This is a genomic window from Shinella sp. GW821-FHT11G07 (genome assembly GCF_058808115.1).
On sequence record NZ_JBXARJ010000001.1, the window covers coordinates 722,251 to 741,246 of the forward strand.

An 18,996-nucleotide genomic window follows, 5' to 3' on the forward strand; every position below is an offset into this window, starting at 1 on the left:
GCGTTAAATTTTTCTTTAGGCCGGAGTCCCAAACCGGGACCCCCAATCGTCAGACCCTGTGAGCGGAGTGTGATCCGTTTCGAATGGTGGACTGCGGCGCCTTGAACGCCGCATGAATTGGGGGTTTTGATGAAGAAGAATGTTTCCGTCAGGGCGGGCCTGCGGGCGGCGCTGCTGGCCGGTACGGCTGCTTTTGTGTTCAGTCCGGTAACGGCGGCCATCGCACAGGCGCAGACGCAATCGGCAGAGCGGTCTATCACGGTGCCGGCAGGTCCCCTGACCCCGGCGCTGAACAGCCTTGCCGCCCAGACGGGCCTTCAGATCCTCTATGATGCCTCTCTCGCCGAAGGCAAGACGACGTCCGGCACACGCGGCAACCTGACGCCCGAGCAGGCGCTGAACACCGTGCTTGCCGGCACGGGCGTGGACGCCCGCTTCGCCGGCAGCAACCAGGTGACGCTCAGCATCGACCCGGCGGCAACAGGCGCCACCACCGGACAGACGGAGGAAGGCGCAACTCTTCTAGAAGAGATCAGGATTTACGGCGCGCGCGACGCGACGACGTTGAACAACACGACCGCGAGCGTCGGCATCGTCAATGCAAAGGCGATTGAAGACGGCCAGATAAGGCACACACAGGACGCCTATCGGCGTTTGGCGAACGTGATGGACAGCGCGACGGTCAATTCCGGCTTCGTCATTCGCGGCATGAGTTCGGAAGGTCTCGTTCCCTCCGGCGGGCCGGCCGGCTCGCTCTACGTCGATGGCATTCTCCAGACCCGCTATAACGCGCGTTTCGGTGCGAGAAACCTCTGGGATGTCGAACAGGTCGAAGTCTACCGCGGCCCGCAATCGACGCTCTCCGGCCGCTCCGCCATGACGGGCGCAGTCTACATCAAGTCGAAGGATCCGACTTTCGACAAGGAAGTAGAACTCTCCAGCACCGTCGGCAGCAATGATCTCGTCGGGGGCGCCTTCGTCGTCAACACGCCGCTCGTCGAGGATCAGATCGCGCTCCGCATTTCTGGCGCCTTCGAGCGGTCTCACGCGGAGCCTAGCTACTCGGACTTCAAGCACTTCAACAATTTCGATGATCTGACGACTGACATCAGCGGGACAATTCGCGCCAAGCTGCTCATCACTCCATCGGAAATGCCGGATACCCGCGCGCTTGTGACGTATTCCTATTCGAAGGATCGCCCGAACGACGCCCTGGTTGGCCTCGAAAGTGGGCGTGGCGACTTCAACAACAACCCTGTCACCTATACGGAATATCGTTGGACAGAAGCTCATAATCTCGGGCTCGAGATCACGCACGATTTTTCGGATGCCCTCCGTTTCACCTCGCAAACTGGCTTCCAGTACGGCATCAACAATCGGCGCTCTATCGATGAAGGCACAATCGACATCCCAAGAGGCATCACCGGCAAAAACGGCATCACCGGCGAGGATGACAATTCGATCTTCACCCAGGAGTTCCGCCTGAACTACGACGCCGATCAATGGAAGTGGGTTGCAGGCGTCTATGGCAGCTATGAGGTCTGGGACGGCGCGACCGATATCATCGCATTTGATGCTTACCAGCAAAGCGACTCCCAAGACCGCAAGACTTCGAACATCGCCATATTCGGGGAAGCGACCTATGAATTCGCCCCGACTTGGTTCGCAACGCTGGGCGGCCGCCTGGACTATCTCAAGGACAAGGACCTTCAGAAGAATTACTTCGGCGGGATCAACCCAACACCAGTCCTCAACGGCACTCCTTCGTCCCTCAGCGAGTTGAACTTTGTTCCGAAAGTCGGCCTTGTAAAAGAATTCGGCGATAATCACACTGTCGGCTTGACCTATACCCAAGGCTTTCGCTCCGGTGGATCCTATGTCAATCGTACGGATCCAAATCTTGCACTCGTAACGTATGATCCTGAATATTCTCAGAGCTACGAGCTGTCTTACAAGGGAATCCTGTTGGAAGACCGGCTTACCCTCAATGCAAATCTCTTCTACACGAAGTACACCGATCAGCAGATCGAATTCCGACCTGTTTCAACAATTCCAGGCTATCGCATCATTCAAAATGCGGCGTCCTCGCGCGCATGGGGTTTTGAAATCGAGCCTACCTACCAGGTCACCGACCAGTTCTCGGCATTCGCCTCCATCGGGTATCTAAACACAAAATTCCTGTCTTTCGATCTCGGCGATGGCGAAGATACGCTCGACTTTACCGGAGAATCCTTCCCGGAAGCACCGGAATGGACGTTCGGCTTTGGTGGCCGTTATGAGTTTGAAAACGGCGTTTTTGTTGGTGCTGACGCCAAGTATACCACCGATTACAATTCCCGTTTCGGCTCTAAGGGCATGTACAAGATCGACTCGCGCTTCCTCGTAAACACCCAGACTGGCTTTAAGAAGGACAATTGGGAGGTAACGGCCTTCGTGGAAAACCTCACTGACGAGAAGTACTTCACGGTAGTCGATTCAGACTACTATCTACCCTTCGGCCAGGCCGGCAAACGCCGTACTTTTGGCCTGAATGTCCGCACGAAGTTTTAATAGAAACGATTTGCGGGGCCTCGGCCCCGCAAGTCACCGTCCACGCATCAATCTGAAATGGTATTCGTCTTGCGCTTCTGTATCGCCCTTCTCTTCCTCCTCTTCCCCCTCTCGGTCGCGCACGCCGCCTGTGAGGGGAAAGAGATAACCGAGGGCGTCTACAATGCGCCGTTCTGCGTGCCGAAGGGGGTCAAGCGGATCGTTACGCTCGATCCGCTCATCACGCTCGGCCTGCTGATCGAGCTCAAGGCGCCGGTCGTCGCAACGCCCTATATGGCGATCCAGGACACCGGGATACTCGACGTCGTCAAGGCTGAGAAGATGGTGGATCTCGGCAATCCGAGGGAACCGAGCCTGGAGCGGGTGGCGGCGCTGAAGCCGGATCTCATCATCGGCAGTGCGGAAGGCCATGCACCGATTTACGAACAGGCGTCGAAGATCGCGCCGACTGTCTTTTTCAATCACATGGACTGGAAGAAATATCTCCAGCAGCTGTCTGTCGTCACCGGCAGCGAAGGCGTGGCCAACGAAGCGCTCGCCGCCTACGAGACGCGCGTCGCCGCGATCCGTGATCGCATGAAGGGCAAGGACGTGACTGTCTCGACCGTCCGCTTCGCGCCCGGCCGGTTCGTCGTCTTCGTCGATGGACCTGCTGCCTATGCGCCTTTTGCAGTGCTGCACGAGGCCGGCGTGAAGCGCACGGCCTATGAGACGGTGACGGACGGCACGATCGTCAAGCGGCCGGACTGGGAAGAGCTTGCCAATCTCGACGGTGACATTCTCCTCTATGTTTCCGCCAGCGGCTTCGAGAGCGGGCCGGACGATGCGCTCGAGAAGGAGGTCACCGAAAACCCGCTCTGGCAGCTCTTGCCCGCCGTGCAGAACAAGCGCGCCCACCGCGTCGACCGGGTGGCGTGGCAAAGCTTCCACGGCATCGCCTCCGCCAATCGGATTCTTGACGATATCGAGCGCTACGTTCTGGCGGATCGATGAGCCGCAGCAACGGCAACGCGACAGCTGCGCGGCCCCCCGGCCCCTCGGCCATGAGCGACGGGAGCAGGCTTTTCGCCTTGCTCCTCGTTTGCTGTCTGCTCGTTGCAATCTCGATGTGGGCGGTCACGATCGGCACCGCGCATATCCCGCTTCGATCGGTATGGCAGGCCTTGGTCGGCTTCGATGGGTCGCGCGAGCATCTGCTGGTGATGACGATCCGCCTGCCGCGCGTGCTTGCCGCCCTGCTGGCCGGCAGCGCGCTTGCGGTCTCCGGTGCGATCATGCAGGCGGTGACCAACAATCCGCTCGCCTCGCCGGGATTGCTCGGCATCAATGCCGGCGCTTCCTTTGCCGTCGTATCGGTCATGACCCTTTTCGGCGCGAGCACCGGTGACGTCTATATGTGGTTCGCCTTTGCCGGCGCCGGTGGTGCAGCCCTCCTGGTCTACACGCTCGGATCCTTCGGCCTGGCGGGACAATCGAACGTCGGGCTCATTCTTGCCGGTGCGATTGTCGCGACCTTTCTGACGGCGCTGACGAGTTCCGTGCTTATCTTCGACCAAAGCACGCTGGATGCCGTTCGCCTCTGGACCGCGGGATCGGTATCCGGCCGCACAATGGCGCAGGCGGCGGCCGTAGCGCCCTACATCCTCGCGGGGCTTGCGGCGTCACTTCTTCTCGGCCGGCATCTGGTGACGCTCAGTCTGGGCGCCGATGCCGCACGGTCACTCGGCCAGGACCCTATGGTCTGGCGGGCGATCGCCATCGCCATCATCATTCTGCTAGCCGGCAGCGCCGTCTCGCTGGCTGGTCCGATCGGATTCGTGGGTCTTGTCGTGCCGCATATCGTGCGATTGACGATCGGCGTCGACTATCGCTGGGTCCTGCCCTTCAGCGCGCTCGGCGGCGCCCTGCTCGTGGTCGTCGCCGATACGGCCGGGCGCATGATCTTCGCCAGTCAGAGCTTTCCCGTCGGGGTGACGATCGCTCTGGTCGGAGCGCCGTTCTTCCTCTGGCTGGCGCGAAAACGGGCGGGGGGCGCGACATGACGCGCCTTCTCATTCTTCTTGTTGTTCTTCTTGCCGGCCTGGTCGCCGCCAGTCTGGCGCTGGGGGACATATCCCTGTCCTGGCGCGACCTTTTCGACACGATCATGGGGTCTCCGGAGGCGAGCCCGCAGAACAGCATGATCGTCTTCGACCTGCGCCTGCCGCGTGTTCTGCTCGCCCTCATCGTCGGCGCCGCACTGGCGACGGCCGGCACGATCACGCTCGCCATCATGCGCAACCCCCTCGCAGAGCCAGGCGTTCTCGGCATCAACAGCGGTGCTGCCGCAGCGGTGATGGCGGTGATCGTCCTTGTTCAGGAGCCGCCGGTCCTGCTGCTGCCCGCCGCCGGTTTTTTCGGCGCCGCCGCGATGGCCGCGGCCGTCTACCTGTTGTCGTGGCGTGGCGGCACGTCGTCGATGCGCATCATCCTCATCGGCATCGGCCTCAGTTCGCTTGCCAGCGCGGCCACGACCTTCCTCTCGGCCTTCGGCGAGATCGGCGATGTGCAGCGGGCGATGATCTGGCTGGCCGGAAGCGTCTATGACGCCAACATCATGAAGGTGCGTCTTTTGTTTTTCTGGCTGATCCTGCCGCTCGCGCTTGCCTGGATGTCGGCCCGCGAATTGGACCTCATCCGTTTCGGCGACAATTCGGCGCGCAGCCTCGGCCAGCCCGTGGACCTTGTCCGCGCGCTGATGATCGTGCTGTGCACGCTCATTTCCGGCGCAGCCGTTGCGGCGGCCGGACTGATCGGTTTTGTCGGCCTCGTCGCACCGCATATCGCCAGCCGCCTGGTCGGCCCGTCACACGCGAGGATCTTTCCGGTCGCCGCCCTGGTCGGGGCAAGCCTGGTGGCAGCCGCCGATCTCGTCGGCCGCGTGATCATCGCGCCGACCCAGCTTCCGGCCGGGATCGTCACGGGCCTGATCGGCGCACCCTTCTTCGCCTATCTTCTATGGGGGCGCCGCCATGTCCGCGGATGACAGAAACACACCGGAAAAGCTTGCCGGACAGCATGTGTCCATCGCCTACGGCGAGCACCGCATCGTCGAAGATCTCGACCTCATCGTGCCGGAGCGACGGTTCACCGCCCTCATCGGACCGAACGGCAGCGGCAAATCCACCATCCTGCGCACCTTTGCCGGCCTCATGACGCCCACCAACGGGACCATTCTGCTGGACGGCAGGAGCATCGACACGCTTTCCACGAAAGACATGGCAAAGCGCGTCGGCGTGCTTCTTCAGGGACCGGTGGCGCCCGAAGGGCTGACAGTGCGCGATCTCGTCCGCCAGGGCCGCTACCCGCATCGCTCGCTGTTTGCGCGCTGGTCGGATGAGGATCAGGCGGCCTGCGAAGAGGCGCTGATGCTGACCGGCACGACGACACTCGCCGACACGCCGCTCGACAGTCTGTCCGGCGGTCAGCGGCAGCGCGCCTGGATTGCCATGACACTGGCGCAGCGTGGCGAAGTGCTGCTGCTCGATGAGCCGACAACCTATCTCGACCTTGCCCACCAGATCGAACTGATGAACCTGATCACGATCCTGGTGCGAGATCACGGCAAGACCGTCGTTGCGGTGCTGCATGACATCAATCAGGCGGCGCGTTATGCCGAACATATCGTTATCCTGAACGACGGCAAGATCACCGCCGCCGGCCGGCCGGAGGATGTGATATCGGCGGAGGCCATCGCCAGCGTGTTCGGTGTGCGGTCGGTCATTATCCGCGACCCGGTTGCCGGAACCCCCCTGTGCATCCCCCTATAGTTGCAGACCTAGCCGACTGGCACGTGGCGAAAATACAACACGCCTAGCCTTTCGTGCCCGTTTGGCGGAGGTCAGGATTTTACGACCGGGCGACAGCCGGGGGGATTCGGGCAACAAAATCAGATATAAAGATGAGTTTTTTAGTCTTGATTTAACCCACAGGCCGACACAAACTTCGAAACATTCTAACCTATTGCGCTTGCAGGCATTTTGCAGATTGGGTAGCCATTCTGACGTTGCCACCTGCGTGGAGATCACGTTCGGGGCAAAGGCATTGGTGGCTCCTTCGCGCTCGGACGCATCCGACGTTGGCAGCCACTGAATTGGATCGGGAACCATGTGCTGATGTCGAGCTCCTCCTCCCCGCTCACCTGGGATGGCCTTGATAGCAACGACCTGCTGAACCGGGCGATGGAAGCCCATTATGCCGATATCACTTCGGCGGTCCGGCGTCGGGGGCATCCGCGCTCCACCGCCAGGGATGTCGTGCATGACCTCTACGTCAAGCTGGCCGCGCAGCCCGACATTCTTCGCAACAAACGCTCGATCAAGGCCTTCCTCTGCCGTTCCGCCATCAATCTGGGCATAGACCGGCTGCGGCGTGAAAACATGGAAGCGCGGCTGTTTTCCGGCACCGAACAGGAAGCCATGGCGATTGCGAGCTCCGGGCCGGCGCCCGATCGCGGGCTTGAAATCGAGGCGCGCGTGACGATCCTGCGCACGGCGATCGCCGACCTGCCGGAGCGCCGTCGGGTGGTGTTCATCCTGCACCGGCTGCACCATCTTTCACCCGATGCAATCGCGGAAAAACTCAATATATCCCGCAACATGGTCGATCGCCATCTGCGGCGCGCGCTTGCACACTGCCTCGACCGACTTCTTTAGATCAGGTAAGAGTCCTGAATTGGCGATGCCAATCGTCTATTGATCAGGACTGGATGTTCCTGGAGAAGCAAATGTCGGGCAACCGAGCCACGCATGCGCAGCGCAAACGAAACAGGGAAGCGGCAGACTGGCTTCTGCGCAATGGCGATCCGGGGCAATCCGCACAGGAAAAAGCGCGCTTCAAGGATTGGCTGAACGACCCGGACAACTGTCGCACCTACAACGCCGCCGAGCGGCTGATGGGGGACGCGCGCACAGCCATTCAGTCCGATCCGGCCCTCGCCAACATCCGGGTGAAGCCCCGCAGCCACGCCAAGCCGATCACGGCGTCCGTTCTGCTCTTCGCCTGCGCGACGACTGCCTTTGTCCTGTTCGACGGCCCGATGCGGCTGCAGGCCGACGCCATTGCCGGCGCCGACGAAATGCCGATTCTCACGCTGGAAGATGGTTCCACCGTACAGTTGAACGCGTCCTCGGCAATCGCTGTCGAATTCGATGAAAAGCAAAGGAACATCCGGCTTTTGCGCGGACAGGCCTTCTTCCAGGTGGCGCATGCCCCGGAACGACCCTTTACGGTCGAGGCCGGCACGACGCGCGTCACAGCACTCGGCACGGCCTTCGACGTGCGCTTCGGCGCGGCGGACACGGATGTGACCGTTACGGAACATACGGTTCTCGTCGAGCTGAACGACGCCAATCCGTCCTTCCTGCGCGTTACGCAGGGAGAGCAGGCGACCTATGAGCCGGAGAGCGGCAAGACATCCATCAAACCGGTCGACAGCCTCGTGGCGCTCGCCTGGCAGCGTGGGCAGATTGCGGTAGAAAATGCGCCCCTGTCCTATGTCGTCGAGGAGATGGGGCGTCACTTCTCCGGCCGGATCATCATTGCCGGCAATGCGCTTTCGCGCCGTCGGGTGAGCGGCACCATCACCGTCGCCGATACCGACGCCGCCCTCGCCTTCATCAAACAGGCCCTCGGCGTCAAGGTGACCCGGCTTGGCCCGGTGATCGTCATTCGCTAACGGCTCTGTCGCTGCACGGACGTGTCGATTGCGGATCGGCGTGCTTGGTTTTCTTCCTGTACGCGCACCCGTCCATCTTCAGGAAATGACTATTCTTCCGCTGCGCCTCCCCCTGTTACCAAGGGAACAACTCCCGGCTTCGGCGCCGACTAGCAATCGGCACACGCCCGATGGCGTGGAAACCCGTTTGCGAGGAAAGCATGAGCAATACTTCGAAGTTCATCACGCCATTGCAGCTAACGCATGCGCTCGGTCTGGAGGCCCTCGGCTACACGATCCCGGGCGTCGGCAACCAGACGCTTTATGGCGATGCCGGGAAGAACGCCCTAAATGGCGGTTCCGGTGTGGATACGATCACCGGTGGCCTGGGCGCGGATACGATCAATGCCGGTACCGGCGATGACATGATCCGTGCCATGAGCGTCGCGGAACTGTCAGGCGACCGGATCGATGGCGGCCTCGGTTTCGACGAACTCGAAATCAATCTCAGCGCTTCCGCCAGTGCGGTTTCCTTCGCCGCCTTCGACCCGGTGCTGTCAGGCGTTCGTTTCGGCGCCACCATCACCGGCGTGGAGAGCTTCAGGCTGGCCGGTAGCGCCTATAACGACAGCTTCACAGGCGGGCGCTGGAACGATTGGTTCGAAGGCGGCGCCGGCAATGACACCCTGAATGGCGGCATCGGCAAGGACTGGCTCGAGGGCGAGAACGGCAACGACAAGCTTTACGGCGGGAACGGCAACGATTCCCTCCTAGGCGGCGCCGGCGACGACTACATGAGTGGCGGCTACGGCGTCGACTGGCTCTCCGCCGACGATGGCAACGACACGCTGTTCGGCGGTGCGGGCGGCGATTATATGTACGGTCACGACGGCAAGGACACGATCAACGGCGACTCCGGCAACGATACGATTCAGGGCGGGCGCGGACAGGACGTGATCGATGGCGGCTACGGCGACGACTACCTCAGGGGCGACGGCGACAATGATACGGTTCGCGGCGGCGAGGGCAATGATCATATCTCGCACAGCATGGAAAGCTGGGCGGGTGACGGAAAGGACATCCTGGATGGCGGCGCCGGCATAGATACGCTCGCGCTGAGCGGTGTCTCGGGAACGTTCACGGCCAAAACATCCACGATCAAGCAGACCTTGTCCAACGGCACGACCATCGTCAATTTCGAGACCTACGACATCAGCGGCTCGGAAAACGCCGACCGGTTCACGGGCTGGAGCGGCAACGACACGCTTTCCGGCATGTCGGGCAACGACACGCTCATCGGCCTCGGCGGCAACGACCACCTCAATGGCGGCCTTGGCATCGATATCCTGGATGGCGGTGACGGCGATGACCTGCTGATCGTCGGCAGCGGCGGCAAGGACACGATCAAGGCCGGAAAAGGCTATGATTCCGTTTGGGTCGACCGCGCCGATCTGACGACCAATCTGACCTTCAGCGTTTCAGGCGTCACCGCAAAGCTGTCGGATGGCACGGTGATCACGGATGGCGAAAGCTTCACAATCGAAACCGGCAGCGGCAACGATGTGCTTTCCGCCGGAACCGCACTGCATGTCGATTTCGACGCCGGCAGCGGCAACAACACCATGACCGGCGGCAAGGGGAGCGATCAGTTCTACAGCACCACGGGCAACGATACGGTGAAAGGCGGCGACGGCGACGATCGGATCATCGACGGCGGGGGCGGCACGAACAACCTCGATGGCGGCAACGGGAACGACTACATCTCGGCCGACACACGCACCGGGACGGCGCTGACCAGCATGACGGGAGGCGTGGGTGACGATGTCGTCACCATCAACAATGCGACTGGATCTACGGCCGGGCGCTTCGTCGCCGATGGCGGCTCCGGCATCGATACGCTCTGGATCAACCGCTACGACAGCACGAAGAACCTGTCGTTCACACTGTCCGCCAATGCGACCCTCGTCAATGGAGACGTCACGGCCAGGAATTTCGAGCGGGTTCACATCTCCGCCGGCCAGGGCAACGACACGATCACCGCCGGCAACCTCGCCGACGACCTCAACGGCATGGCCGGCAACGACACGCTCAAGGGCCTCGGCGGCGATGACAAGCTGACCGGCTGGTACGGCGCAGACACGATCCTCGGCGGCGAGGGCGATGATACGATCTGGGGAAGCGGCGGTATCAAAGATACCCATGCTGACAAGTTGTACGGGGAAGGCGGCGACGACCTCATCACCATGAATGTCAGCGACTACGCTTCCGGTGGCTCCGGCGCTGATCGCGTCGTAGTCGATTTTTCCGAGGAAACCTTCGGCGTTTCGTTTGTGTTCAGCAACAGCCTTGTCAAGGTGAACGCGAACACCTCGTTTACCGGCATGGAAGCCATCGATTTTCTCGGCGGCTCTGGCAATGATGCCGTTACCGGTGGGGTCGAAATCGACTATCTCGATGGTGCAGCCGGGAACGATACATTGAAGGGTGGTGCCGCGGACGACTACCTTGTTGATGGAAGAGGCAATGACAAGCTCTACGGAGATGCGGGCAACGACATTTTCACGCGCTATCTCGATGAAGTTGGCACGGATTACTTCAATGGTGGTTCTGGTACGGATACATTGAACTTCAACATCGTTTCAGACCAGTCGGTGATTGTCGACCTTGAGAACAATGCCAAGAATGGTGGTGTCGCATCCGGCCTGACGCTGGTGAGCATCGAAAACGTCACCGGCAGTTACAAAGACGATACCATCTTCGGCAGCAGCGCGGGCAATGTGCTCAAGGGCGGCTCGGGAGATGACAGGCTCGACGGACGGGCCGGCAATGACAAACTCGAAGGTGGCGGCCACGGCGACCTCCTGACCGGTGGCGCGGGTGCGGACCAGTTCATCTATGCCTCCGACGAGGCCGTCGGTTCCGGCGACCGGATCACCGACTTCACGCGCGGGCAGGACAAGCTTGTCATCGACGACTATGTCTTCGGCTTCTCCAAGCTGGTGCTCTATTCCGGCAATGACCTGAAGGCGACCGGGACGGCGGCGCAGTTCTTCTTCGAGAAGGACAATGGCCGCCTCTGGTATGACGCCGACGGCACGGCCAACGAAAGCGATGCCGTCCTGGTCACCACCCTCGACAAGGTGACCTCGCTTTCGACGTCGGACTTCCTGCTGATTTGATCGTCAGGCACCGTCTTCAGCAAAGCGCATCCGGCCGCCTCACCGCGGTCGGATGTTCCGCACCTAAGACGGCGCGCTGAGCCGCGTCTGCGCCAGGAGGCGGACGATCCAGTCGACGAAGACGCGGACCTTGTTGCTGAGATGACGGTTCGGCGGGTAGACGATGTAGAGCGGAATAGGCTCCGATCGCCAGCCGGGCAGCACCGGTACAAGCTGGCCGCTGGCCAGCGCCTCCGTTGCCATGAAATGGGGAAGCGGCGCCACGCCGAGGCCGGAAAGGGCGGCGGCAAGATAGCTTCGCGCGTCATTGACCGAGACGAGGTAGCGGCTGTTGACTTCGATCTTTTCGCCGTCCTTCTCGAATTCGAAGGGCATGGTGCGGTTGGTCTGCGCGAGAAAATAGTTCACGCAGTGATGGCTGGTTTCGAGGTCCGACGGGTGCTGCGGCACGCCGAACGTCTCGATATAGCTGGGTGCCGCGCAGGCGACGACATCAATCTCGGCGACGCGGCGGGCGATCAGCGACTGGTCCCCCGGCGCCCCACCACGCAAGGCGCAGTCGACGTTTTCGGCCAGATAATCCACCGTTCGGTCGCCGACGCCCAGGTCGATATGGATGTCGGGATACTTTTCATGGAAATCGCCGAGCGCCGGAATCACCAGCAGATCCGCAAACGCGCCCGCCATCTCGACGCGAAGGCGCCCGCTCGGGCTGGTGCGCGAGTGCGACAGGCTGCCATCCAGTTCGTCGATCTCGGTGACGATCTGGATGGCCCGCTCGTAATAGAGCGCACCGTCGGTCGTCACCATCACCCGGCGGGTGGTGCGGTTCAGGAGCTTGGTCTGGAGATGGGTCTCGAGATTCTGGATGAGATTGCTCACGGTTGCCTTGGGCATGCCGAGCGCCGAAGAGGCCCGGGTGAAATTGCCGGTCTCCACCACGCGGAGGAAGGCACGCATTGCGGAAAGCTGATCCATGGAACATTCCCACGTTGGAAGGCGCTATTGTTCGAAAATCCGGATAGTGAAGTCAGTTTTGGCATACTTATTTTAGTGAGGCCACTCACGATATAAATGGTGAGGGACCAGCCTATATACAGTTGGCTCAAGGAACAAAACGATGTCGGTAGAAATCAAGGATATGACGTTCGACAAGGTGGCCACCGGCCCCGTGTCGGTGCGCGTCTATCAGGGCGCGGAGTTCGCCAAGGGCGCGCCGATCCTGCTCTACTTCCACGGCGGCGCTTTTCTTGAAACGGGTCTCAGCCCCTGCCCGCTCGCCGAAGCCCTGGCGGCTACAGGCGCTATCGTTGCCGTGCCGGATTACAACGCGCCGGGCGGCGGTGTCTTCCCGAAACCGCTGGAAGTAGGCTTCTCGATCTTTTCCTATCTCGCCAAGAAGCGCGCCGGCCTTGGCGACCGCAAATCGCCGCTGCTCATCGGCGGCGAGGAAGCCGGCGGCAACATCGCAGCCGGCGTAGCGCTCAAGGCCCGTGACCACTTCGCAAACGAGCTGGACGGCCAGGTGCTGATCTCGCCGCTGCTCGATCCCTTCATGGGCACAGCGTCCTTCCGCAATGCCGAAACGATCGGCATGCGCGAGCGCTGGGCCGATGGCTGGAGCCACTACCTAAGCGGCGGCGTCTGCCACCCCTATGCCGCCCCGAGCCTCTGTTCGCGCCTTTCGGGGCTCGCACCTGCCCTCGTGCTGTCGGCTGCGGACGATCCGCTGCTCGACGAAGCGCAAGGTTATGCCGACCGCCTGAAGGCGGCGGGTGTCAAGGTTCAACAGCATGTTCTTCCCGCCGGAACAGGCTGGTCTTCAATTTACAGCGGGAAATCCGATGTAACCGGAAGCTGGAAACAAAGCCTCTCAAGCCAGTTTTCCGATTTCATTCAAGACATAAGCATTCACTGATTTAAATTGAGAACAAGCGGATAGAGCGTGGCCTAGACGGCCACAAGGAGAAGAGAAAATGATGTCGAAGCGCAAACGCTGGGCCCTGACGGGCGCCGGCCTGGGACTGGCTGTGTCTGTTTCTGCCGCAGCCCTGATCTTTCAACTGCCGGGCAATGTCGCCCAGGCCGAAGCAACTGTGACGGCCGAAGTACCTGCCGTGCCGGTCACCGTCGCGGTCGTCGAAAACCGTGACGTCGTCACCTGGCAGGAATTCTCCGGCCGGCTGGAGGCGATCGACCGCGTGCAGATCCGCTCGCGGGTCAGCGGCGCCATCCTCTCGGTAAACTTCCGCGAAGGCGCGCTCGTCAAGGCGGGCGACCTGCTGTTCACCATCGATCCGGAGCCCTTCCAGACCGCGGTGACACAGGCCGAGGGCCAGTTTGCCTCGGCGGAAGCCCGCGTAAAGCTCGCCACGACCGAACTTGAACGTGGCGAGCGGCTTGCCCGCAGCAACAGCATCTCGCAAAGCGATGTCGACACGCGCCAGAACGCGCTTGCCGAAGCACGCGCCGCGCTCAAGACGGCCGAGGCCGCCCTGCACGGTGCAAAGCTCGAGCTGAGCTACACCAATGTCCGCGCTCCGGTCGCCGGCCGCGCCGGCAAGGTGGAGATCACTGCCGGCAACCTCGTCGCCGGCGGCTCGACTTCGCCTGCGCTGACCACGCTCGTCTCCGTTGATCCGATCTATGCCGGCTTCAACGTGGCCGAAGAAATCGTTGCCGCCGCACTCGCTGCCCTGCCGGCTACCGATGGCGCGCTTCCACCGATCGAGCAGATCCCGGTCGAGGTCGGCACGCTCGCCGATAAGGGCACGCCGATACACGGCAAGCTGCAGCTCATCGGCAACGAAGTGGATGCGGCAAGCGGCACGATTTCCGTCCGCGCCGTCTTCGACAATCCGGGCGGCAAGCTGATCCCCGGCCAGTTCGTGCGTATCCGCATGGGCGAGCCGCGGGCCGAAAGCAAGATTCTCGTCAGCGAGAAGGCAATCGGCACCGACCAGGACAAGAAGTTCGTCTTCGTCGTCGACAAGGACAACAAGGTCACCTACCGGCCGATCGTTCTGGGCAGCCTGTCCGGCAACGAGCGCGTCGTCGAAAGCGGCCTTGCCGGTGGCGATCGCATCGTCGTCAACGGCCTGCAGCGCATCCGCCCGGGCGTCGTGGTCGACCCGCAGACGCAGGAAAACGTCGCTTCCGCGAAGTAACGCGCGGGCTGGCAGGGCGCTGACGCGCCCTGCCCCGAACATCAGAAATTCGATATCTGCCGGCGGTGCCTGAGCCCGCCGGACAGGATCGTTCGTCCCGTATTTCACCCTTTGGAGAGGGTACCGAAATGAACATCTCCCGTTTCTTCATCGATCGTCCGGTCTTTGCCGGGGTACTATCGATCCTCATCGTGGTCGCAGGCTTGATCGGCATGCGCGCACTGCCGATTTCCGAATATCCGGAGGTCGTGCCGCCGTCGATCGTCGTGCGCGCCACCTATCCAGGTGCAAACCCGGTCGTCATTTCCGAAACCGTCGCCACACCGCTCGAAGAGCAGATCAACGGTGTGGAAGACATGCTCTATATGAACAGCCAGGCCACATCCGACGGCGTGCTGACGCTGACCGTGACGTTCAAGCTCGGCACCGACCCGGACAAGGCACAGCAGCTCGTTCAGAACCGCGTGTCGCAGGCCGAACCCCGCCTGCCGGCGGAAGTTCGCGCGCTCGGCGTGACCACCGTCAAGAGTTCGCCGGACTTCATCATGGTGGTGAACCTCGTCTCGACGACGGATCGCTATGACATCACCTATCTGCGCAACTATGCGACGCTGAACATCAAGGACCGCCTCGCCCGCATCGAAGGTGTCGGCCAGGTACAGGTCTTCGGCGCCGGCGACTACGCGATGCGCGTGTGGATCGACCCGCAGAAGGCGGCCGAACACGGCCTTGCCGCCAGCGACATTTCCAACGCGATCCGCGAGCAGAACGTCCAGGCCGCCGCTGGCATCATCGGCGCCTCGCCGGTATCGAACGATGTGAACCTCCAGCTCAACGTTAACGCCCAGGGACGCCTGCGCACGCCGGAGGAATTCGGCAACATCATCGTCAAGGCCGGTGCGGAAGGGGAGATCACGCGCCTCCGGGACGTCGCACGCATCGAAATGGGCGCGGCCGACTACTCGCTGCGCTCGCTGCTCGACGGCGAACCGGCCGTTGCCGTCGCCGTGCTCCAGGCGCCCGGCTCGAACGCCATCGAGATCGCCGACAATGTGCGTGCGACCATGGACCAGCTCCAGATCGCCATGCCCGAGGGCGTGAAGTACGAGATCGTCTACGACACGACGGAATTCGTGCGCGCCTCGATCGAGAAGGTCGTCGATACGCTGCTTGAAGCCATCGCGCTCGTCGTTCTCGTCGTCATCATCTTCCTCCAGACCTGGCGCGCCTCGATCATCCCGCTGCTCGCCGTCCCGGTCTCCATCATCGGCACGTTCGCGGTGATGTATGCCTTCGGCTTCTCGATCAACGCGCTCACTCTCTTCGGCCTCGTGCTGGCGATCGGCATCGTGGTCGACGACGCGATCGTCGTCGTCGAAAACGTCGAGCGCAACATCGAGAACGGCCTCAGCCCGCGTGAAGCGACCTACCGGGCCATGCGTGAAGTGTCCGGCCCGATCATCGCGATTGCGCTGGTGCTTGTCGCCGTCTTCGTGCCGCTCGCCTTCATCAGCGGCCTGTCCGGCCAGTTCTACCGCCAGTTCGCGCTGACGATCGCCATTTCGACCGTCATCTCGGCCATCAACTCGCTCACCCTGTCGCCGGCGCTGGCAGCCCTTCTGCTGAAGGAGCACAATGCGCCCAAGGATTGGCTGACACGCGTGATGGACGGCCTGTTCGGCTGGTTCTTCCGCGGCTTCAACCGGCTCTTCGGTGCAGCATCCAATGGCTACGGCCGCAGCGTCGGCGGTCTCGTCTCGCGCAAGTCGCTGGTCATGGCCGTCTACCTCGCGCTCGTCGGTGCCACCTACGCGGTGTTCAACGCCGTACCGGGCGGTTTCGTGCCGGCACAGGACAAGCAATATCTCATCGGCTTTGCCCAGCTTCCGGACGGCGCCACGCTCGACCGCACGGAAGAGGTCATCAAGAAGATGAGTGCGATTGCGCTCGAACAGCCGGGCGTTGCCCATGCCATCGCCTTCCCAGGCCTGTCGATCAACGGTTTCACGATCGGCTCCAACTCGGGCATCGTTTTCGCTGCACTCGACCCGTTCGAGGAACGCACCACACCGGAGCTTTCCGGCGGGGCGATCGCCATGCAGCTGAACCAGAAGTTCGCCGGCATTCAGGACGCCTTCATCGCCATGTTCCCGCCGCCGCCGGTCAACGGTCTCGGCACGACGGGCGGCTTCAAGCTGCAGATCGAAGACCGTGCCGGCCTCGGCTATGGCGCACTCAACGAGGCGACCCAGGCGTTCCTCGCGAAGGCATACCAGACGCCGGAACTGGCGGGCCTGTTCTCCAGCTTCCAGATCAACGTGCCGCAACTCTATGCCGACCTCGACCGCTCCAAGGCCCAGCAGCTCGGCGTGCGTGTGACGGATGTTTTCGAGACGTTGCAGATCTATCTCGGTTCGCTCTACGTCAACGACTTCAACGCCTTCGGCCGCACTTACAGCGTGCGCGTTCAGGCCGATTCCGCCTTCCGCGCCAAGCCGGAGGACATCGGTCAGCTCAAGGTGCGCTCGCAGACGGGTGAGATGATCCCTCTTGCAGCCCTCCTGAAGGTCGATGCGACGACGGGCCCGGAGCGCACCACGCGCTATAACGGCTTCCTCGCCGCCGACATCAACGGCGGGCCGGCACCGGGCTTCTCGTCCGGGCAGGCGGAGGCGGCCGTTGAAAAGATCGCTGCGGAAACCCTGCCGGCCGGGATCGACTTCGAGTGGACCGACCTCACCTACCAGCAGATCCTTGCCGGCAATTCGAGCATCTTCGTCTTCCCGCTCGCACTGCTGCTGGTCTATCTGGTGCTGGCCGCCCAATATGAAAGCCTGACACTGCCGATCGCCATCATCATGATCGTGCCGATGGGCGTGCTCGCTGCCTTGGCCGGGGTCTGGTACACCGGCGGAGACAACAACGTCTTCACCCAGATCGGCCTCGTGGTGCTGGTGGGGCTATCGGCGAAGAACGCCATCCTCATCGTCGAATTCGCGCGCGAGCTCGAATTCGAGGGACGGACACCGGTCCAGGCGGCAATCGAGGCAAGCCGTCTGCGCCTGCGTCCGATCCTCATGACCTCCATGGCCTTCATCATGGGCGTCGTGCCGCTGGTTCTGTCGACGGGTGCCGGTGCCGAAATGCGCGCTGCCATGGGTCTTGCCGTGTTCTCCGGCATGATCGGCGTCACCTTCTTCGGCATCTTCATGACGCCGGTCTTCTACGTGCTGCTACGCCGGCTCGCCGGCAACCGCCCGCTCGTGCAGCACGGGAAGTCGACGTTCGAGGACGCGCAGCCGGTTGAAACCCAGGCCACGCATTCCGCATAGGAGACAGCGGGGCGGTGTAACTTTAACTCCGCCCCGGGTGTGCGACGGGAATTCGGCCATACCGATTGGATGTCGGATCATGGTCCCCGTCGCCGCCTTTCACTCCGCGGTCGCTTGGAGGCGATACCGGTGAACCGGAGGCCGACAACGAGGGGCTTTTACCGGACACGCTCGTGGCGACGGGTAGGCGAGTCTGTGCGGCGGATCGTGAAGCAAACACCCATCCGCCGCTATCGCATTCTGGAAATCCGTCGCCGCAGCCATCCGGATCCGATTTCCGCCATCAGAACAAGGGCGATGATGACCAGCAGGATCGCCGCAACGCGGGTGGATTCGAGCTGCTGCGTGGTGCGTTTCAGATACCAGCCCATGCCGCCGCCGCCGAAGAAGCCGACGACGGTTGCCGCACGGAAGGCGACGTCCCACGTGTAGATCGCAATGCCCGTGAAGGCGACGCGGACCTGCGGCACGACGGCATATTGGAAGACCTGGAGCGGGCTGGCGCCGATCGAGCGCATGGCATCGACCGGCCCCATGTCGATCGCCTCCATCTCGTCGGAAAAGAGTTTTCCGGCAAAACCAATGCAGAAGACCGTGAGTGCCATCGTGCCCGCCAGCATGCCGAAACCGAATACGGTGACGAAAAGGATGGTCCAGATCGTCTCGTGGATGGAGCGGCTGCCCATGATGGCGAAGCGGCCGAAGGGATAGGCAAAACGCCGACTGATGGTGATGTTGCGCGCGGCAAGCCAGGCAAACGGTATGGCGAAGACCACCCCGAAGAACCCTCCGAGCAGCGACATTTCGAGCGTGCGGATGACCGAGCGGATGAAATCCGCATCGGAAATATAGTTCATGTCCGGTGGGAAATAGCGGGTGGCGAGGATTTCCACCAGCCGCGGGAAGGCGCCCAGAATGCGCGCCAGGTCGATGTTGAGGAAGGCGACGGACCAGGCGAGGAATGCCAGGACGGCCAGCAGTACGGCGAAGCGGATCGTCGATTGCGGGTGGCGGCAGCGCGACCAGCGGCGTTGCGTGGTGGGGATGCGATGTGTCGATACGAGTGCCATTGC

The 18,996-nt window shown here is 62.1% G+C and carries 13 protein-coding genes; 11 read left to right on the forward strand and 2 right to left on the reverse strand.

Annotated features, from left to right (window positions below; genetic code table 11):
* Positions 1 to 129 precede the first annotated feature (129 nt).
* The 8 genes from AC1RT2_RS03135 to AC1RT2_RS03170 all read left to right on the forward strand — a co-directional run bounded on the left by AC1RT2_RS03135 (position 130) and on the right by AC1RT2_RS03170 (position 11,424).
* Positions 130 to 2,550, forward strand: coding sequence for a TonB-dependent receptor (locus tag AC1RT2_RS03135; RefSeq protein ID WP_493099385.1), 2,421 nt, complete (start codon positions 130 to 132; stop codon positions 2,548 to 2,550).
* Between the two features lie 57 nt (positions 2,551 to 2,607).
* Positions 2,608 to 3,543 carry an iron-siderophore ABC transporter substrate-binding protein gene (locus AC1RT2_RS03140; protein ID WP_493099387.1) on the forward strand — a complete coding sequence of 312 codons (936 nt, stop codon included), beginning with the start codon at positions 2,608 to 2,610 and terminating at the stop codon, positions 3,541 to 3,543.
* Complete coding sequence (locus AC1RT2_RS03145) at positions 3,540 to 4,592, forward strand: FecCD family ABC transporter permease (protein WP_493099389.1); 1,053 nt, start codon at positions 3,540 to 3,542, stop codon at positions 4,590 to 4,592. Before AC1RT2_RS03140 ends, AC1RT2_RS03145 begins: the two co-directional genes overlap by 4 nt.
* Complete coding sequence (locus AC1RT2_RS03150) at positions 4,589 to 5,575, forward strand: FecCD family ABC transporter permease (protein WP_493099391.1); 987 nt, start codon at positions 4,589 to 4,591, stop codon at positions 5,573 to 5,575. Before AC1RT2_RS03145 ends, AC1RT2_RS03150 begins: the two co-directional genes overlap by 4 nt.
* Positions 5,562 to 6,359, forward strand: coding sequence for an ABC transporter ATP-binding protein (locus tag AC1RT2_RS03155; RefSeq protein WP_493099393.1), 798 nt, complete (start codon positions 5,562 to 5,564; stop codon positions 6,357 to 6,359). The genes AC1RT2_RS03150 and AC1RT2_RS03155 overlap by 14 nt, the downstream gene beginning before the upstream one ends.
* Positions 6,360 to 6,704: 345 nt before the next feature.
* Complete coding sequence (locus AC1RT2_RS03160; protein WP_493099395.1) at positions 6,705 to 7,244, forward strand: RNA polymerase sigma factor; 540 nt, start codon at positions 6,705 to 6,707, stop codon at positions 7,242 to 7,244.
* Positions 7,245 to 7,315: 71 nt separating this feature from the next.
* A complete protein-coding gene (locus AC1RT2_RS03165; RefSeq protein ID WP_493099397.1) occupies positions 7,316 to 8,266 on the forward strand; it encodes a FecR family protein in 951 nt (316 codons plus the stop codon).
* Positions 8,267 to 8,466: 200 nt separating this feature from the next.
* Positions 8,467 to 11,424, forward strand: a complete 2,958-nt coding sequence (locus AC1RT2_RS03170; protein ID WP_493099399.1) for a calcium-binding protein — start codon at positions 8,467 to 8,469, stop codon at positions 11,422 to 11,424.
* Positions 11,425 to 11,487: 63 nt separating this feature from the next.
* Here the strand turns inward: AC1RT2_RS03170 and AC1RT2_RS03175 are convergent, their stop codons facing one another.
* A complete protein-coding gene (locus AC1RT2_RS03175; RefSeq protein WP_493099401.1) occupies positions 11,488 to 12,402 on the reverse strand; it encodes a LysR family transcriptional regulator in 915 nt (304 codons plus the stop codon).
* Between the two features lie 142 nt (positions 12,403 to 12,544).
* On the opposite strand from AC1RT2_RS03175, the gene AC1RT2_RS03180 reads away from it, so the two are divergent.
* From AC1RT2_RS03180 to AC1RT2_RS03190, 3 genes are all read left to right on the forward strand, one after another.
* Positions 12,545 to 13,342: an alpha/beta hydrolase fold domain-containing protein gene (locus AC1RT2_RS03180; protein WP_493099403.1), complete on the forward strand. Its 798-nt coding sequence runs from the start codon at positions 12,545 to 12,547 to the stop codon at positions 13,340 to 13,342.
* Between the two features lie 58 nt (positions 13,343 to 13,400).
* Positions 13,401 to 14,591: an efflux RND transporter periplasmic adaptor subunit gene (locus AC1RT2_RS03185; RefSeq protein ID WP_493099405.1), complete on the forward strand. Its 1,191-nt coding sequence runs from the start codon at positions 13,401 to 13,403 to the stop codon at positions 14,589 to 14,591.
* Between the two features lie 128 nt (positions 14,592 to 14,719).
* The gene (locus AC1RT2_RS03190; protein ID WP_493099407.1) at positions 14,720 to 17,923 is read left to right on the forward strand and encodes an efflux RND transporter permease subunit; all 3,204 of its coding nucleotides are present in this window, start codon (positions 14,720 to 14,722) and stop codon (positions 17,921 to 17,923) included.
* Between the two features lie 230 nt (positions 17,924 to 18,153).
* Here AC1RT2_RS03190 and phnE read toward each other — a convergent pair whose 3' ends face one another.
* The gene (gene phnE / locus AC1RT2_RS03195; RefSeq protein ID WP_493099409.1) at positions 18,154 to 18,993 is read right to left on the reverse strand and encodes a phosphonate ABC transporter, permease protein PhnE; all 840 of its coding nucleotides are present in this window, start codon (positions 18,991 to 18,993) and stop codon (positions 18,154 to 18,156) included.
* Between the last annotated feature and the right edge of the window lie 3 nt (positions 18,994 to 18,996).

Excerpts from the sequence above, each read along its gene's own strand:
- AC1RT2_RS03155 (WP_493099393.1), top strand. The coding sequence starts at position 5,562 with ATGTCCGCGGATGACAGAAACACACCGGAAAAGCTTGCCGGACAGCAT.
- AC1RT2_RS03190 (WP_493099407.1), top strand. The coding sequence starts at position 14,720 with ATGAACATCTCCCGTTTCTTCATCGATCGTCCGGTCTTTGCCGGGGTA.
- AC1RT2_RS03145 (WP_493099389.1), top strand. The coding sequence starts at position 3,540 with ATGAGCCGCAGCAACGGCAACGCGACAGCTGCGCGGCCCCCCGGCCCC.
- AC1RT2_RS03180 (WP_493099403.1), top strand. The coding sequence starts at position 12,545 with ATGTCGGTAGAAATCAAGGATATGACGTTCGACAAGGTGGCCACCGGC.
- AC1RT2_RS03170 (WP_493099399.1), top strand. The coding sequence starts at position 8,467 with ATGAGCAATACTTCGAAGTTCATCACGCCATTGCAGCTAACGCATGCG.
- AC1RT2_RS03150 (WP_493099391.1), top strand. The coding sequence starts at position 4,589 with ATGACGCGCCTTCTCATTCTTCTTGTTGTTCTTCTTGCCGGCCTGGTC.
- AC1RT2_RS03175 (WP_493099401.1), bottom strand. The coding sequence starts at position 12,402 with ATGGATCAGCTTTCCGCAATGCGTGCCTTCCTCCGCGTGGTGGAGACC.
- AC1RT2_RS03160 (WP_493099395.1), top strand. The coding sequence starts at position 6,705 with ATGTCGAGCTCCTCCTCCCCGCTCACCTGGGATGGCCTTGATAGCAAC.
- AC1RT2_RS03185 (WP_493099405.1), top strand. The coding sequence starts at position 13,401 with ATGATGTCGAAGCGCAAACGCTGGGCCCTGACGGGCGCCGGCCTGGGA.
- AC1RT2_RS03165 (WP_493099397.1), top strand. The coding sequence starts at position 7,316 with ATGTCGGGCAACCGAGCCACGCATGCGCAGCGCAAACGAAACAGGGAA.
- AC1RT2_RS03135 (WP_493099385.1), top strand. The coding sequence starts at position 130 with ATGAAGAAGAATGTTTCCGTCAGGGCGGGCCTGCGGGCGGCGCTGCTG.
- phnE (WP_493099409.1), bottom strand. The coding sequence starts at position 18,993 with ATGGCACTCGTATCGACACATCGCATCCCCACCACGCAACGCCGCTGG.
- AC1RT2_RS03140 (WP_493099387.1), top strand. The coding sequence starts at position 2,608 with ATGGTATTCGTCTTGCGCTTCTGTATCGCCCTTCTCTTCCTCCTCTTC.